This window comes from Proteus sp. G2673, assembly GCF_009915125.1.
Taxonomy (GTDB): Bacteria; Pseudomonadota; Gammaproteobacteria; order Enterobacterales; family Enterobacteriaceae; genus Proteus; species Proteus penneri.
The window spans coordinates 36931-53785 of sequence record NZ_JAABLT010000020.1 but is presented as its reverse complement, the minus strand read 5'-3'; the positions used below and the strand labels follow the sequence as shown (position 1 = coordinate 53785).

Here is a 16855-nt window from a genome sequence, read left to right as displayed (position 1 = left end):
CTATCTTAATAGTAATCTACAGACAAACAACTCCTTAAGACAAACTTTACAAATCCATACTTATTTTATTTTTCGCATTATCTCAAATATTCATCTTTAACCTTTATTTCTATAAGGTTTCTACTACAATAATTTTAAATATTGAAAACAACTTCCAAAAAAACAATCAACCACATTTGATTTCATTCTTTTATTGAGAGATACCTCTCGTATTTCATAAATTGCACTTCCCAACGGTATGTTATTTGTTCTATCTATTAACATTATCAAAACAAATTAAAACAAAAAAGCAACACAAGGCAAATCACAAATATCATTTATTACCACGACAGGAGTTATTATGCGCATGCGTAAACTAGCGTTATCATTAATGATTTTAGGGGCTGCAGGAGCTGTGCAGGCAGAAGAACTCACTGGAACCTTAAAAAAAATCAACGACAACGATATTATTATCGTTGGACATCGGGAATCCTCTGTTCCTTTTTCTTACTATGATAACCAACAAAAAGTGGTTGGTTATTCTCAAGACTATTCCAATCTGATTGTACAAGCAGTAAAAGACAAAATAGGCAAACCTAACCTGCAAGTTCGCCTGATCCCTATTACCTCTCAGAATCGCATTCCATTATTACAAAATGGTACATTTGATTTTGAGTGTGGCTCAACAACCAACAATGAAGCTCGTCAACAACAAGCTAGCTTCTCTAATACTATTTTTATCGTAGGTACACGTTTACTGGCGAAAAAAGACAGTGGAATTAAAGATTTTGCTGACTTGTCAGGTAAAAACGTAGTCGTAACATCAGGAACAACGTCTGAAATGTTACTTAACAAATTAAATGATGAGAAAAAGATGAATATGCGCATTATCAGCGCAAAAGATCATGGAGACTCGTTCCGTACACTTGAATCAGGTCGTGCTGTTGCCTTTATGATGGACGACGCATTACTAGCTGGTGAACGTGCTAAAGCGAAAAAACCGGGTGAGTGGGAAATTGTAGGAACCCCACAATCTGAAGAAGCTTATGGTTGTATGTTGCGTAAAGACGATGCTCAATTCAAAGCATTAATCGATGAAACTATCGCTAACGCACAAAAATCAGGCGAAGCAGAAAAATCCTTCAATCGCTGGTTCAATGCACCGATCCCACCTAAAAATCTTAACTTAGAATTCACTATCTCTGATGAAATGAAAGCCTTATTTGCATCACCAAATGATAAGGCACTGAACTAAAAATACATAAGCAGTTGATGCAAACAAATAATTATAAAGTATCTGTTGGACAGACAGATCAGTGAAGTTTGGGGCAGCCGTTCCCTGCCCCTCTTTTTTCACCGGAGGTGAAATCATGTCGATTGATTGGGATTGGGGGATATTCTTCCAAGAAGCCCCTTTCGGAAACACCACATACTTAGGATGGCTGATTTCTGGCTTCCAAGTCACTATTGCCTTATCTCTATGCGCTTGGGTTATTGCCTTTCTTGTTGGTTCTTTATTCGGAATTTTACGCACTGTCCCTAATCGCTGGCTTTCAAGCTTAGGTACTGTTTATGTTGAATTATTCCGTAACGTACCACTTATTGTTCAATTCTTTACGTGGTATCTCGTCATTCCTGAACTATTACCTCAATCTATTGGCGACTGGTTTAAAATGGACTTAGCGCCAAATGTGCAATTTTTTGTCTCTTCAGCACTCTGCTTAGGTTTATTTACCGCAGCGCGTATGTGTGAACAAGTCAGAGCTGCAATAAACTCATTGCCCCGTGGTCAAAAAGCCGCAGGCTTAGCATTGGGCTTAACCTTACCTCAAACTTATCGTTATGTTTTATTACCCAATGCATATCGAGTCATTATTCCACCAATGACCTCCGAAATGCTTAATCTCGTGAAAAACTCAGCGATTGCTTCTACTATCGGACTTATTGATATGGCAGCACAAGCGAATAAACTCCTCGATTATTCAGCGAAAGCGTATGAGTCATTCACAGCAATTACCCTCGCCTATGTTTTTATCAATGTCATCATTATGTTACTCATGAGTTGGCTTGAAAAACGTGTGCGTTTACCTGGCACAACAGGAGGTCAATAATGTACGAATTTGACTGGAGTTCTGTTGTTCCAAGCCTACCATTTCTAGTCGATGGTATGGCAATCACTTTAAAAATCACTATCACCGCTATAGTAGTTGGTATTTTATGGGGAACGGTGCTTGCTGTTATGCGCCTTTCTACGTTTAAACCTATTAGTTGGTTTGCGGCCGCTTACGTTAATACCTTTCGTTCAATCCCATTAGTCATGGTATTACTGTGGTTTTATTTAATTGTGCCTAACATATTACAAAATGTTCTAGGACTTTCACCAAAAAGTGATATCCGTTTAATTTCGGCAATGATAGCGTTCTCATTATTTGAAGCTGCGTACTACTCTGAAATTATAAGGGCAGGTATTCAAAGTGTTAGTAAAGGACAATTTTCTGCCTCACTTGCATTAGGTATGACCAAATCACAAACAATGCGTTTAGTGATCTTACCTCAAGCCTTTCGAGCCATGATCCCGCTTTTACTGACTCAAGGAATTGTCTTGTTCCAAGATACGTCCTTAGTTTACGTATTAAGTCTCACTGACTTTTTCAGAACGGCGGCAAATATTGGTGAACGCGATGGTACACAAGTTGAAATGATCCTCTTTGCTGGTTTTGTTTATTTTGTCATTAGCTTCGCTGCTTCAATGTTAGTGAACTTTCTTAAAAAAAGGACTACCTAGATGATTTCCCTAAAAGATGTATCCAAATGGTATGGTCAGTTTCAAGTACTGACTGAATGTTCCACTGAAGTTAAAAAGGGGGAAGTTGTTGTTGTCTGTGGACCTTCTGGCTCAGGTAAATCAACACTGATTAAAACAGTGAATGGTCTAGAACCAATACAGCAAGGTGAGATACTTGTTAATGAAATCAAAGTAAATGACAAGCATACCGATCTTGCTAAATTACGAGCAAAAGTAGGTATGGTATTCCAACATTTTGAACTCTTTCCCCATCTCTCTATTATTGAAAATCTTACACTCGCACAAGTTAAAGTGCTTAATAGAGAGAAAGGCGCTGCAAAAGAAAAAGGCTTAAAGTTATTAGAACGTGTAGGCCTATCCAGTCATGCGAACAAATACCCAGCTCAACTTTCTGGCGGTCAACAACAGCGTGTCGCCATTGCTCGTGCTTTATGTATGGATCCTATTGCAATGTTATTTGATGAACCGACATCCGCACTTGATCCTGAAATGATTAATGAAGTCCTTGATGTAATGGTAGAGCTTGCAAATGAAGGTATGACGATGATGGTAGTGACCCATGAAATGGGTTTTGCTAAAAAGGTTGCTGACCGTATTATTTTTATGGATGAAGGTCGAATAGTGGAAGATAGACCTAAAAATGACTTTTTTGATAATCCAAAATCAGCACGAGCCAAAGATTTCCTCGCTAAAATTCTGCATTAATCGCTGCATCTCCTCTGCTGGCGTGCTTTTTTAGCACGTCAGCCCAAAATAATAATTTCGATTAACCTCGCAACTAAATATCAAAAAAACTTATTTTCTCGCAATATCAAAATTATTTTTTCAGAAAATACGCATTTATTCTCTTTTTGGTTTAACTCTTTTCAAGATATCTCGCAATTGTCTTGAAAAAGTTATGCAAACAGTGGCTTTCATTAAGATCAATAGTTGTGGCTATTAGACAAAATCAGCTATGCTATGCAAGTCTTAATTTCATAATAGCGGTTACCCTCCGGTAGCCATTAATTCACCATAGGATTATCGGTGCCATGCAAGAACAATATCGTCCCGAAGATATAGAGCAAACTATCCAGGAACACTGGGAAAAGAACAACACATTTAAAGTGACAGAAGATAATAACAAAGAAAAATATTACTGCCTGTCAATGCTACCTTATCCTTCTGGCCGACTACACATGGGACACGTCCGTAACTACACCATTGGTGACGTGATTTCCCGTTATCAACGAATGCAAGGTAAAAACGTCTTACAACCTATTGGTTGGGATGCATTTGGCTTACCTGCAGAAGGTGCCGCTGTAAAAAATAATACCGCGCCAGCGCCGTGGACTTACGAAAATATCAATTACATGAAAAACCAGTTAAAAAAACTGGGTTTTGGTTACGATTGGGATCGTGAAGTCACTACTTGTACACCAGAATATTATCGTTGGGAACAGTGGTTCTTTACTAAGTTATATGAAAAAGGCTTAGTGTATAAAAAGACCTCCGCCGTTAACTGGTGCCCACATGACTTAACCGTATTAGCTAACGAACAAGTTATTGACGGCTGTTGTTGGCGTTGTGATACCCCTGTAGAACGTAAAGAAATTCCACAGTGGTTTATCAAAATTACCGATTACGCAGAAGAACTGTTAAACGATTTAGATACGTTAGATGAGTGGCCAGAACAAGTTAAGACCATGCAACGTAACTGGATTGGTCGTTCAGAAGGTGTCGAAATTAAATTTGATGTGGCCGATAGCGACGACACAATGACCGTTTATACAACGCGTCCTGATACATTTATGGGCGTCACTTATGTTGCAGTTGCAGCAGGTCACCCATTAGCGCAAAAAGCTGCTCAAAATAACCCTGAAGTTCAGCACTTCATTGATGAATGCCGTAACATGAAAATGGCAGAAGCCGATATGGCAACAATGGAGAAAAAAGGGATTGCAACGGGTCTTTATGCTATCCATCCATTAACTAAAGAGAAAGTAGCTATTTGGGTTGCTAACTTTGTATTAATGGAATACGGCACAGGTGCTGTAATGGCGGTTCCAGGTCATGATGAACGTGACTGGGAATTTGCAACTAAATACAATTTACCAATTAAAGCTGTTATTGCGGATGCTGAAGGTAATCAACCTGACTTATCTGAAGGCGCATTAACCGAGAAAAATAGCCTGATTAACTCTGGTGAATTCTCTGGATTAGACAACCAAGCTGGCTTTAACGCAATTGCAGATAAACTAGCACAAATGGGTGTTGGTGAACGTAAAGTTAACTACCGTTTACGTGACTGGGGTGTTTCTCGTCAACGTTACTGGGGCGCACCAATTCCAATGGCTACCTTAGAAGACGGTACAGTTGTTCCTGTTCCTGAAGATCAACTACCCGTTATCCTGCCAGAAGATGTAAAAATGGATGGGATAACCAGTCCAATTAAAGCTGATCCTGAGTGGGCAAAAACCACCATTAATGGTCAGCCAGCACTGCGTGAAACAGATACTTTTGACACCTTTATGGAATCATCTTGGTATTACGCTCGTTATACCTGCCCTGATTACGATAAAGGCATGTTAGATCCAAAAGCAGCTAACTATTGGTTACCTGTTGACTGGTATATTGGTGGTATTGAACACGCCATCATGCACTTAATGTATTTCCGCTTCTTCCATAAACTGATGCGTGATGCCGGTTTAGTGAACTCTGATGAACCAGCAAAACGTTTACTGTGTCAAGGTATGGTATTAGCGGATGCGTTCTATTACACCGGTGAAGATGGTGCTCGTCATTGGGTATCTCCTGCTGAAGCTATCGTTGAACGTGATGAGAAAAACCGCATCATAAAAGCGACTGACAGTGAAGGACATGAGCTGACTTATGCTGGCATGAGCAAAATGTCTAAATCTAAAAATAACGGTATTGACCCACAAACGATGGTTGAACGTTATGGCGCAGATACCGTCCGTTTATTTATGATGTTTGCCGCTCCACCAGAATTAACACTTGAATGGCAAGAGTCTAGTGTTGAAGGTGCAAATCGTTTCTTACGTCGTTTATGGCGTTTAGTTCATGAACATACACAAAAAGGAGCGACACAGTCACTTGATCTTTCTGCACTGACAGAAGAACAAAAAGATTTGCGTCGTGACTTACATAAAACAATTGCAAAAGTATCTGATGACGTAGGTCGTCGTTTAGCCTTTAACACCGCGATTGCAGCCATCATGGAGTTAATGAATAAATTAACTCGTGCAAGTCAAGATACAGAGCAAGATCGTGCATTAATGCAAGAAGCATTAGAAGCCATCGTTCGTATGCTTTCTCCAATCATTCCTCACGCTTGTTTTGTTATGTGGCAGGCATTAGGTGGAAAAGAGGACGTTGATGTTGCACCATGGCCGGTTGCTGATGAAGAAGCAATGATCGATGACACCAAGCTAATAATCGTTCAAGTGAATGGTAAAGTGCGTGGTCGAGTCACTGTTCCGGCTAATTCAGAAAAAGAATATGTTCAGGAAATGGCGACAAAAGAGTACAGTGTTGCTAAATACTTGGAAGATGTGACTATTCGTAAAGTCATTTATGTTCCAGGAAAATTACTGAACATCGTTGTTGGCTGATAAGGAGGCCTAGTGCGATATCTATTTTCGCTATTTTTCGGTTTAGCGGTGTTAATCACCGCTGGCTGCGGTTTTCACTTACAAGGGAAAACTCAGGTTCCAGCAGAATTAAAAACGCTTTATCTTAGCTCTGGTGACCCTTATGGCCCATTATCTCGTGTAATGCGTCAACAACTCAGACTTAGTGATGTTCAGCTTGTTGAAAATCCAACAGCAGATATCCCTATTCTCAAAATTGTCGGTTCGTCAGAGAGTACAGAGACCGTTTCTGTGTATCAAGACGGTAAATCAGCAGAACGTCAGCTAACATTTGTGCTAGATGCGCAAGTGATTATGCCTGATGGAACGATTTACCCAATTTCATCACAGGTTTCACGCCCATTCTTCGATAACCCATTAGAAGCACTCGCAAAAGATGCTGAAAATGACATTATCAAGCAAGAGATGCGTGAACAAGCGACAGCAATATTAGTGCGTAAATTATTGGTTGTTCACAATGCTGAACGCCAAAAAGCTGCACAAGCTGAGCAAGCAAAACAGATAATCTCTCCGGCCAAATGATCCGCTTATATCCAGAACAACTGAATGCGCAGCTCCAAGAGGGGCTGCGCCAAAGTTATCTACTCTGGGGTAATGAACCTCTGTTACTCCAAGAGTCTCAAGATGCCATCCAATCTGTTGCTAAAGCCCAAGGATTTATTGAACACTATCAATTTACTCTTGATAATAATACGGACTGGAATGAAATTTACTCACTTTGTCAATCGCTAAGCCTTTTTTCTCAAAGGCAATCTCTTTTGCTGCATTTGCCTGAAAATGGCCCCAATGCAGCCATGTCAGAGAAACTCACAAGGTTATCTCAAGAGTTACATCAAGATTTATTGTTGATTTTACGTGGCAATAAACTCACTAAGGCTCAAGAAAACAGTGAATGGTTTAAAACATTAAGCCAGAATGGAACGTATATTTCTTGTCTGACGCCTGAACTTGATAAATTACCTAATTGGGTTGCTCGTCGAGCAAAACAAAAAGGATTAGCGCTGGATGAACAAGGTAACCAACTACTTTGCTACTGCTATGAAGGTAATTTGCTCGCATTAGCACAAGCGATAGAGCGTCTTTCCCTACTTTACCCTGACGGTAAATTGACATTACCTAGAGTAGAAGCGGCCGTTAATGACGCGTCACATTTTACCCCTTATCACTGGGTTGATGCATTACTGACAGGAAAAACACAACGTGCATGGCATATCTTGCAACAACTCAAAAGAGAAGATTCTGAACCTGTTATTTTACTTAGAACTTTACAACGTGAGTTAATGCAGTTGATTACACTACATCGTGAATCTAAAACAGCTTCGTTAAAAACGATTTTTGATAAGCATCGAATTTGGCAAAACAGGCGCCCAATATTCACAGCAGCACTACAGCGTTTATCCGAGCATCAATTGCTAACGGCAATACGGTTATTAGCCAGTATCGAAATGACCATCAAACAAGATTATGGTCAAACTGTTTGGCCATCTCTTAACGCGTTAGGCTTATTGCTTTGTGGGAAAGCATTACCAGAAGGATTTGTAAATCATGCCTAAAAATAATGATCCTACACCTTTAATTAATCAAGCTATCGCCTTATACGGTGGCACATTTGATCCAATTCATTATGGGCATTTACGTCCTGTTGAAGCACTTTCAGGATTAATTGGCTTAAAAGAAGTGGTATGGCTACCCAATAATATTCCCCCTCATCGCCCTCAACCGGAGGCATCTTCTCAACAACGACTTGAGATGGTGCGACTTGCTCTTGAGTCCTATTCTTCATTTAAAGTGGATACCCGTGAACTTGAGAAGCCAACACCTTCTTATACTATTGAGACATTAAGAGACTTCAGACAAGAAATTGGTAATAAACAACCTTTAGCATTTATTATTGGCCAAGATTCATTACTTTCAATTAATACATGGCATCAGTGGGATGAACTATTAGATGTATGCCATTTGTTAGTTTGTGCTCGCCCTGGTTATCAAACTCATTTCGAGTCAGCCCAAATGCAAACTTGGCTAACTCAGCATCAGACAAAACAGCAAGAAGATATTCATTGCTTACCTTCTGGCAAAATTTTTCTGGCCGATACACCTCTTTATAATATTTCAGCAACAGATATTCGGGCTCGTCATAAAGCGGGATTAGACTGCCACGATTTACTACCAAATGCAGTTGAAAACTATATCCGCCAATACCAACTCTATAAATAATTTATTATTTCTAAAGTTGTTCTCTGAGATAATCAAAAGCTTGCGGATAAGGTGAGAAGTAGCGTTGATGAATCAAATAATCATCAGGATAAACACTTAGCCAATATTGAAGTAAATTATAAGGCTTGGAAAAAGGCACAACACCTTGACGATATAGCAAAATTGTCTGTGCCAGTTCTTGTTTTTGTTGTGAGTTTAGATTTCGCTTAAAATACCCTGCCATATGCATTAACGCATTAGTTTGCCCTTCTCTATTCGCTGCAACACTGAATGCCTTCATTAGCTTTTCCAGATATTTCGATGCAACTTCTTCAAGGGGAATGGCATCAGAAAAATTAGCAATATCATGCCCCAATTCTCGATAAGCTGCTAGTGAATAAGCCATAATTAAATATTTGTATCGGCTATGAAATTTAACTAAAGCCCCTTTAGTTAATGATTGATTAACCTGTTGTTGGTAATCAAACAGTGTGAAAAATTGGGTAAGAAAATGATCAAAAACAATAGGCTGTAAAAGTTGGTCAATATTTAATTGAGGTAAAGTAAAATTCACGGGTGAGATAAGGCTGTCTCCTTTTTTTCCAATATAACCATAAAGTGGCAACAGGTTATCTCTATTTTGAGCCTCTATCTGCATAATGCCTATCTTTTCCGCCTGAACAGTATCGCAAAGCAAAGCTAACTTTTCTTGCAATTGGTGATTGGTGTTACTCATAATTTCTGAAGATATCCCGAGATAATTCACTTTTCTTTCCATTCTTTTTCTCTCCAATTAAAAAGTCTGAGCATTACACCGTATAATCTGAACACAACAAAGTAAAACACACCTAATTAGGTGTTTGATGAGCATTGACAGACGAGGTTTAGCTGTTATTCTCACCCTCTGTTCCCTTAAGGGAACTGTAAGGTAAAACTGTCGTCTAAATGGAAAAGTTCTTATCTGCCTTCTTTTTGTTATTTATTATGACGCAGTTAATGGACATATATGAATTTTTCTAAATCAAACGTCGAAAAACAAGAAAATGAGATTTATGTTCTTGTTATTGCTAACTGGAATTAATCATCCAGTAAAATAGATTTATTGGTATAAATTCCTTTAAAATAGCATTCATATTCTAAATAATTTGAGGCGCAGTTAGACAACAATTGAAGTAAGTCGCTAGGAATATACCCAAGTATATAACTAGTGCGAATAAATGTAGTCAACAACGCTGCAACTTAAAGTATCACGAGTATGTTATTTTTCGGTTGAATTAACTCATTAGATTAAAGGTGATCCTTTTGCAAGGTTCTGAATTACAGCAATTTATTATTGATAAACTTGAAGATTCTAAAGCTCAAGACATTATTGCATTAGATGTCCGCGGAAAATCAAGTGTAACTGATTACATGATTATTTGTACGGGTACATCAAGCAGACACCTGATGTCTGTTGCAGATAACCTCGTTGATGATTGCCGCGAAGCGGGATTACAACCGTTAGGTGTTGAAGGACAAGGCGTTTCTGACTGGATTGTCGTTGATCTTGGTGAAGCCATGGTACACGTCATGCAAGAAGATAGTCGCCGTATGTATGAACTTGAAAAACTCTGGAGCTGAGTTTGAAATTACAGCTCATTGCCGTTGGTACAAAAATGCCGGACTGGATACAGACCGGCTTTATGGATTATCTTAATCGATTCCCCAAAGATATGCCTTTAGAACTTATCGAGATCCCCGCAGGCAAGCGTGGAAAGAATGCAGATATCAAACGTATTCTCGAAAAAGAAGGTGAACAAATGTTAGCTGCAGTAGGTAAAGGGAATCGTATCGTCACTCTCGATATTCCTGGCGCTCGCTGGGATACGCCAAAACTTGCAGAACAACTTGATCGATGGAAGCTTGATGGTAGAAATGTCAGCTTACTCATTGGCGGCCCTGAAGGATTAGCACCTGCTTGTAAAACTGCGGCTGAACAAAGCTGGTCTTTATCTCCTTTAACCATGCCACATCCCCTTGTTCGTGTCGTGGTTGCAGAAAGCCTTTATCGAGCATGGAGCATTACCACAAACCATCCTTATCATCGTGAATAATCAATAAATTGGCGGGTCAGTAAGTGAAGTCAAATGGGATGAAAAGAAAAAAACGTACCCCGTTTCGAGATTATACTGCGGAATCAAAGCTATTTATCCGTCGTGTGATTGTCGCATTTTCAGTAATTATTATATTGAGTGGTGTTTTGGTTTTTAACCTCAATCACTTACAAATCACTCGCCATGACGATTATCAAACACGTTCAAATGATAACCGAATTAAATTAGTACCGATTGCGCCCAGCAGAGGCATTATTTACGACCGCAATGGTATCCCTCTTGCGCTCAATCGTACTATCTATCAATTAGAAGTTGTGCCTGAAAAGGTAGCAAACTTACAAGAAACACTTGAAAGTTTAAGAGATATTGTTGACTTAACTGATGAAGATATTGCTGCATTCGAAAAAGAGCGCAAACGCTCACGCCGATTTAGCTCTATTGCCTTAAAAACAACATTAAGCCAAGTACAAGTCGCCCGTTTCGCAATCAACCAATACCGCTATCCTGGTTTAGAAATTAAAGGTTATCAGCGTCGTTATTATCCTTATGGCTCAGCATTAACGCATGTGATTGGTTATGTTGCGAAAATTAACGATAAAGATGTTGAACGCCTTGATAAAGAAGGTTTATCACCTAACTATGCAGCGACTCACGATATCGGCAAGTTAGGCATCGAACGTTATTATGAGTCTGTTTTACATGGCACAACGGGCTATGAGGAAGTTGAAGTTAATAGCCGTGGTCGAGTTATTCGCCAATTACACGAGCAGCCTCCACAAGCCGGTAAAGATATCTATCTTACCATCGACCTTGAACTGCAAACCTATATTGAAGAATTACTCACCACAAGCCGAGCCGCGGTTGTAGTAACCGACCCTCGCAATGGTGAAATTTTAGCGCTTGTATCAAACCCTAGTTATGATCCTAACTTATTTGTCGGTGGAATTTCGAATACCGATTATCAAGGGTTACTAAATAACCCAGATAGGCCACTGATCAACCGTACAACCCAAGGTCTTTATCCGCCAGCATCAACCGTGAAACCATTTATGTCTGTTGCGGCATTAAGCGAAGGTGTAATCACAGCCAATACAACAATTCATGATCCCGGTTGGTGGCAACTTCCTGGTTCTGAAAAACGTTATCGAGATTGGAAACGTTGGGGACATGGAAAACTTAATGTGACAAAATCTATCGTAGAATCTGCGGATACCTTCTTCTACCAAGTTGCTTATGATATGGGGATTGATCGCATATCAACTTGGATGAGTCGCTTTGGTTATGGTGAATATACAGGTATTGATTTATCTGAAGAGCGTAATGGGATCATGCCAACACGTGAATGGAAACAGCAACGTTATAAAAAACCTTGGTATCAAGGTGACACGATCCCTGTAGGAATTGGACAAGGCTATTGGACAGCAACGCCCATTCAAATGGCGAAAGCTTTAATGACATTAATTAATGACGGCCAAGTTAAAACTCCTCACCTGCTTTATGGTACAAAACTTGGCAATGAAATGTTGCCTTATGTTGATAAGGAAACACGCCAAATTGGTGATATCAACTCAGGTTATTGGGAATTAGCAAAACACGGTATGTATGGTGTGGCTAACTTCCCAAATGGTACAGGCCGCCGAAGTTTTGCTGATGCACCTTATAAAGTAGCTGCAAAATCAGGAACAGCACAGGTGTTTAGTTACGAAACCTACAATGCAAGCCAATTGGCTGAACATCTTCGTGACCACAAATTGATGATTGCCTTTGCGCCTTACGATAACCCAACCATAGCCATCTCTATTATCCTAGAAAATGGTGGTGCTGGCCCTTCTGTTGGTGATATTACAAGACAAATTCTTGACCACATTCTCCTTGGTGATAACAACACAGTATTGCCAGCTTCTCCACCCGCACCGCGTGGTTCAGAGGAATAATACTTATGACTGAAAATAACAAGAAAAAATCCTTCTGGACACGGATCCATATCGACCCTTTATTCTTGCTCTGTATTATTGCTTTATTAGGATACAGCGCATTTATTATGTGGAGTGCCAGTGGACAAGATCCAGAAATGATGCAACGTAAGTTAGGGCAGATTGCAATGGGTTTTATGATCATGATAGTCATGGCTCAAATCCCACCACGAGTCTATGAAAGCTGGGCTCCTCATCTCTATTTCTTCTGTGTTATTTTACTTATTCTTGTTGATGTCTTTGGTCAAATCAGTAAAGGGGCTCAACGTTGGCTAGATTTAGGCATTGTGCGTTTTCAGCCTTCAGAAATCGCTAAAATAGCCGTGCCTTTAATGGTCGCTCGATTTATGAATCGCGATGTGTGCCCTCCGACATTGCGTAATACTGCTATTGCTTTAGTCATTATTTTTGTGCCAACTTTATTAGTCGCAGCACAGCCTGACTTAGGAACCTCTATTCTTGTTGCCGCATCGGGTTTATTTGTTCTTTTTCTTGCAGGAATGAGTTGGCGCCTTATCACTGTAGCCATAGTTCTTGTTGCTGCTTTTATCCCCATACTCTGGTTTTTCCTTATGCATGATTACCAACAAGCTAGGGTAATGATGCTACTTGACCCTGAATCTGATCCACTCGGTGCCGGATATCATATTATCCAATCTAAAATTGCCATTGGTTCTGGCGGATTACATGGAAAAGGATGGTTACAAGGCACGCAATCTCAATTAGAATTCTTACCTGAGCGCCATACAGACTTTATTTTTGCTGTATTGGCTGAAGAACTCGGATTAATTGGTGTTTTGATACTGCTAGCTCTTTATATACTCTTAATTGCGCGAGGCCTTTACCTTGCAACGAAAGCACAAAATACATTTGGCAGAGTAATGATTGGCGGATTAATGCTAATCTTCTTTGTCTATGTCTTTGTCAACATAGGAATGGTGAGTGGTATTCTTCCTGTTGTCGGTGTTCCGTTACCGCTAATGAGTTATGGAGGCTCGGCCCTAATTGTCTTAATGGCAGGATTTGGCATTGTTATGTCTATTCATACACACCGAAAACTATTATCGAAAAGTTTATAATGAGGTTTCTATGCGTCTGCAATGGGTTTTGGTAGGTATCAGTGCATTGCTACTTTCAGGATGTGTTGTTGATAAGCCGAACACGAATAAACAGCCTGCACCATTACCCAATGTGCCAGCTCAACGTGTTCTTGGTGCTGAACCTCGTTACGAGCCTTATCACCCAACAGCAAATCAAGATTACCGAAAAAATGGTGTGATCTATCGTATTGTGACTGATCCTGCAAACTTTAGTGAGCGAGGAGAGGCTATTGTTTATGATAGCTTAGCGATGAGTCGTTTAACGACTATTGGTGAACGTGTCAATCCCTATGAATTTGCGGCTGCACATCCTACATTACCCATTCCAAGTTATGTAAAAATTACAAACTTACTCAATGGGCGCACAATGGTTGTACGTATTAACGACCGTGGCCCTTACGTTAATGGAAAACAAATTCAAGTCACTCCAGCGGTTTCTGATAGCTTACGTTTAATGCCGACAACCCCATTACTTATTGAAGGGATTGTTGTTGATCAAACTGGCCATATGAGTGGTATTGGTACGCATGGTGCGCAAATAGAAAAGAAAACAACGGCATTACCTGAGCGCCCTAATTTTAATGCTCAACCAGCTGCGCCTGCGCCATTAACAACATCAACGCCTACCAACAACAATATGCCAGTTGAGTCACCTGCGCCAACTCCAGTTCCAGCAAAAACACCAACTCCAGTGCTAGTTCCAACGCCAGCAGAGACGGAAACAAAAGCGTCAAAACCAGGATTATCGGCAAACTCCATAGCACAAGGTTTTTATGTCCAAGTCAGTGCTCTAAGTAACGAAAATAATGCACAGTTTTGGCTCAATGATTTATCGTCATTATTTAACACACAAGGTGTGATAAATAAAACAGATGGATTATATAAAGTGCAACTCGGCCCTTATTCATCTAAAGAGCAAGCCGAAACGATAAAAAACAAGCTAAAACAAGTTAAAAATATCACTGGGTTTATTATTACCCAATAAAAGATAATGTTACGTAAAATTCTTTTTATATCAGCAAATTCAAGCGTAGAATCATCCAGATTTGCTGATATTTTATTTATCGGTTCCTATTTTTCCCTGAATTTTGGATAAAACAAACAGAATGAAACAGATACTCCCAGCAAAACGACTAAGAACCAGCTTATTAAGTGCCACGTTTGCTTTACTCACAGTCAGTCATCAAGGTATTGCAGAAGATTCCCTAAAAACAATGATACCCGCTGTTCCTAGTATCGAAGCCGAATCTTATATTCTGATTGATTATAATTCTGGGAAAGTATTGGCTGAAATGAATGCTGATGTTCGCCGTGATCCTGCAAGTTTAACCAAGATGATGACCAGCTATGTTATTGGTCAATCTATTCGTGCTGGTAAAATATCTAATAGCGATATTGTACCCATTGGTGAAGAAGCATGGGCAACGGGCAATCCTATTTTTCGTGGCTCTTCTTTAATGTTCTTAAAACCAGGTGATCAAGTTACAGTTGCACAGTTAACACGTGGTATTAACTTACAATCAGGTAATGATGCTTGTGTCGCAATGGCCTCTTATGTTGCAGGGAGCCAAGATACATTTGTGGCTATGATGAACGATTACGTTAAGCGTCTAGGTTTACAAAATACACAGTTCCAAACCGTTCATGGCCTTGATGCCCCAGGACAATACAGCACAGCTCGTGATATGGCTCTAATCGGTGCTGCATTAATTCGCGATGTACCAGATGAATATGCCATTTATAAAGAAAAAGAGTACACTTACAACAATATCCGCCAAACTAACCGAAATGGCTTGTTGTGGGATACCAGTTTAAACGTTGATGGTATTAAAACAGGTCATACTGCATCCGCTGGCTATAATCTTGTCGCCTCTGCAACTGAAGGTAATATGCGTTTAATTTCTGCAGTTATGGGCGGTCACTCACCTAAAGGTCGTGATGTCGAAAGTAAAAAACTACTTACTTGGGGTTTTCGTTTCTTTGAAACCGTAAAACCATTGCAAGTCGGTAAAGAATTTGCGGCAGAGCCTATCTGGTATGGTGAAACAGATAAAGTACAATTAGGGGTAGATAAAGATGTTTATTTAACTATTCCTCGTGGTCGTTTAAAAGATTTAAAAGCAAGCTATGTTCTTGATAATGTAGAATTACATGCACCAGTCACTAAAAACCAAGTTGTAGGAACAATTAATTTCCAACTTGATGGACAAGTTATTGAGCAGCGCCCGCTTGTTGTGATGAATGAAGTAAAAGAAGGTGGCTTCTTTAGTCGTATTATCGATTACATCAAATTATTATTCTCACACTGGTTTGGCTAAGACTTGAAAAAGGTAAATGTGACCACATATAACTTACATATAGATATTGGCATAAACACATTTACCATTACCATATTTACCCTAATGATTAGTATCGCATTCCTTATTATGTAGGGAATGCGCTTTTTATTTGCTAAGATTAGGTATAGAAATAAATTATTAAAACAACAGCACCTGTTGTCTTAAGGAATTACATTATGATGAAAACAAAATTAAACGAGCTGTTAGAGTTCCCATGTTCTTTCACTTATAAAGTGATGGGTCATGCAAAACCAGAATTAGTGGATCAAGTTGTTGAAGTCATTCAACGCCACGCGCCTGGTGATTACACTCCTTCAGTAAAACCAAGTAGCAAAGGTAATTACCACTCTGTTTCTATTACCATCAACGCAACTCATATCGACCAAGTAGAAACGTTATATAAAGAATTAGGTGAACTTGAACTGGTACGTATGGTTCTATAGTCTCTTTTATACTCTCCTCGTATTTATTCTCGAGGAGAGTCGCTTTCCTCTCTTTCTCAGCATGTAAGATGCACTCTCGTTTATCTAAGTTTCTCAATACTTATTAACTTTCTAATACACCCCATTTTTTTAGAATCACATGTTTAGGACTAGGTGATATCTCATGTTTTTTTGGTATAAATATATTTTTTGAACAATAAATAATAATAAAAAGTTATTCAAATAAGCTAAGTTATATCACTTAATTAATTAAGCAAAACCACTTAATTAATT

General features: G+C 39.3%; 16 protein-coding genes. 15 read left to right on the top strand and 1 reads right to left on the bottom strand.

Annotated elements, in window-relative coordinates:
- The first annotated feature begins 340 nt into the window (after positions 1-340).
- The 8 genes from GWI59_RS10295 to nadD all read left to right on the top strand — a co-directional run bounded on the left by GWI59_RS10295 (position 341) and on the right by nadD (position 8655).
- The gene (locus tag GWI59_RS10295; RefSeq protein WP_109847446.1) at positions 341-1234 is read left to right on the top strand and encodes an amino acid ABC transporter substrate-binding protein; all 894 of its coding nucleotides are present in this window, start codon (positions 341-343) and stop codon (positions 1232-1234) included.
- 115 nt (positions 1235-1349) lie between these two features.
- A complete protein-coding gene (locus GWI59_RS10290) occupies positions 1350-2090 on the top strand; it encodes an amino acid ABC transporter permease (protein ID WP_072062945.1) in 741 nt (246 codons plus the stop codon).
- On the top strand, positions 2090-2764 hold the full coding sequence (gltK, locus tag GWI59_RS10285; RefSeq protein WP_006537724.1) for a glutamate/aspartate ABC transporter permease GltK: 675 nt from the start codon (positions 2090-2092) through the stop codon (positions 2762-2764). The genes GWI59_RS10290 and gltK overlap by 1 nt, the downstream gene beginning before the upstream one ends.
- Positions 2765-3490 carry an amino acid ABC transporter ATP-binding protein gene (locus GWI59_RS10280; RefSeq protein ID WP_006537725.1) on the top strand — a complete coding sequence of 242 codons (726 nt, stop codon included), beginning with the start codon at positions 2765-2767 and terminating at the stop codon, positions 3488-3490.
- Between the two features lie 326 nt (positions 3491-3816).
- Positions 3817-6399, top strand: coding sequence for a leucine--tRNA ligase (gene leuS / locus GWI59_RS10275; RefSeq protein WP_072062947.1), 2583 nt, complete (start codon positions 3817-3819; stop codon positions 6397-6399).
- A 12-nt stretch (positions 6400-6411) separates the two neighbouring features.
- Positions 6412-6960: an LPS assembly lipoprotein LptE gene (lptE, locus tag GWI59_RS10270; protein ID WP_072062948.1), complete on the top strand. Its 549-nt coding sequence runs from the start codon at positions 6412-6414 to the stop codon at positions 6958-6960.
- Entirely contained in the window at positions 6957-7991 is a 1035-nt protein-coding gene (gene holA / locus GWI59_RS10265; RefSeq protein WP_161669907.1) for a DNA polymerase III subunit delta, read from the top strand. The genes lptE and holA overlap by 4 nt, the downstream gene beginning before the upstream one ends.
- A complete protein-coding gene (nadD, locus tag GWI59_RS10260; RefSeq protein WP_161671354.1) occupies positions 7984-8655 on the top strand; it encodes a nicotinate-nucleotide adenylyltransferase in 672 nt (223 codons plus the stop codon). The genes holA and nadD overlap by 8 nt, the downstream gene beginning before the upstream one ends.
- Before the next feature lie 10 nt (positions 8656-8665).
- Here the strand turns inward: nadD and GWI59_RS10255 are convergent, their stop codons facing one another.
- Positions 8666-9412 (bottom strand): YbgA family protein, encoded by a 747-nt coding sequence (locus GWI59_RS10255; protein ID WP_161671353.1) that lies wholly within the window; start codon positions 9410-9412, stop codon positions 8666-8668.
- Positions 9413-9927: 515 nt separating this feature from the next.
- Here GWI59_RS10255 and rsfS point away from each other — a divergent pair.
- The 7 genes from rsfS (at position 9928) to ybeD (ending at position 16582) form a co-directional block, all read left to right on the top strand.
- A complete protein-coding gene (gene rsfS, locus GWI59_RS10250) occupies positions 9928-10254 on the top strand; it encodes a ribosome silencing factor (RefSeq protein ID WP_006537732.1) in 327 nt (108 codons plus the stop codon).
- A gap of 2 nt (positions 10255-10256) precedes the next feature.
- Positions 10257-10727: a 23S rRNA (pseudouridine(1915)-N(3))-methyltransferase RlmH gene (rlmH, locus tag GWI59_RS10245; protein WP_109847442.1), complete on the top strand. Its 471-nt coding sequence runs from the start codon at positions 10257-10259 to the stop codon at positions 10725-10727.
- Between the two features lie 38 nt (positions 10728-10765).
- Positions 10766-12661 (top strand): peptidoglycan DD-transpeptidase MrdA, encoded by a 1896-nt coding sequence (gene mrdA / locus GWI59_RS10240; RefSeq protein ID WP_006537733.1) that lies wholly within the window; start codon positions 10766-10768, stop codon positions 12659-12661.
- A gap of 5 nt (positions 12662-12666) precedes the next feature.
- Complete coding sequence (gene mrdB, locus GWI59_RS10235) at positions 12667-13779, top strand: peptidoglycan glycosyltransferase MrdB (RefSeq protein WP_006537734.1); 1113 nt, start codon at positions 12667-12669, stop codon at positions 13777-13779.
- Positions 13780-13789: 10 nt separating this feature from the next.
- Entirely contained in the window at positions 13790-14785 is a 996-nt protein-coding gene (gene rlpA / locus GWI59_RS10230) for an endolytic peptidoglycan transglycosylase RlpA (protein WP_161671352.1), read from the top strand.
- A 121-nt stretch (positions 14786-14906) separates the two neighbouring features.
- Entirely contained in the window at positions 14907-16118 is a 1212-nt protein-coding gene (gene dacA / locus GWI59_RS10225; RefSeq protein ID WP_109400656.1) for a D-alanyl-D-alanine carboxypeptidase DacA, read from the top strand.
- 200 nt (positions 16119-16318) lie between these two features.
- Positions 16319-16582: a DUF493 family protein YbeD gene (gene ybeD, locus GWI59_RS10220; RefSeq protein WP_036912266.1), complete on the top strand. Its 264-nt coding sequence runs from the start codon at positions 16319-16321 to the stop codon at positions 16580-16582.
- Positions 16583-16855: the final 273 nt, after the last annotated feature.

Bases quoted from the DNA above. Each gene is read 5' to 3' on its own strand.
- GWI59_RS10295 (WP_109847446.1), top strand. From the start codon at position 341: ATGCGCATGCGTAAACTAGCGTTATCATTAATGATTTTAGGGGCTGCA.
- GWI59_RS10290 (WP_072062945.1), top strand. From the start codon at position 1,350: ATGTCGATTGATTGGGATTGGGGGATATTCTTCCAAGAAGCCCCTTTC.
- gltK (WP_006537724.1), top strand. From the start codon at position 2,090: ATGTACGAATTTGACTGGAGTTCTGTTGTTCCAAGCCTACCATTTCTA.
- GWI59_RS10280 (WP_006537725.1), top strand. From the start codon at position 2,765: ATGATTTCCCTAAAAGATGTATCCAAATGGTATGGTCAGTTTCAAGTA.
- leuS (WP_072062947.1), top strand. From the start codon at position 3,817: ATGCAAGAACAATATCGTCCCGAAGATATAGAGCAAACTATCCAGGAA.
- holA (WP_161669907.1), top strand. From the start codon at position 6,957: ATGATCCGCTTATATCCAGAACAACTGAATGCGCAGCTCCAAGAGGGG.
- nadD (WP_161671354.1), top strand. From the start codon at position 7,984: ATGCCTAAAAATAATGATCCTACACCTTTAATTAATCAAGCTATCGCC.
- GWI59_RS10255 (WP_161671353.1), bottom strand. From the start codon at position 9,412: ATGGAAAGAAAAGTGAATTATCTCGGGATATCTTCAGAAATTATGAGT.
- mrdA (WP_006537733.1), top strand. From the start codon at position 10,766: ATGAAAAGAAAAAAACGTACCCCGTTTCGAGATTATACTGCGGAATCA.
- mrdB (WP_006537734.1), top strand. From the start codon at position 12,667: ATGACTGAAAATAACAAGAAAAAATCCTTCTGGACACGGATCCATATC.
- rlpA (WP_161671352.1), top strand. From the start codon at position 13,790: ATGCGTCTGCAATGGGTTTTGGTAGGTATCAGTGCATTGCTACTTTCA.
- dacA (WP_109400656.1), top strand. From the start codon at position 14,907: ATGAAACAGATACTCCCAGCAAAACGACTAAGAACCAGCTTATTAAGT.
- ybeD (WP_036912266.1), top strand. From the start codon at position 16,319: ATGAAAACAAAATTAAACGAGCTGTTAGAGTTCCCATGTTCTTTCACT.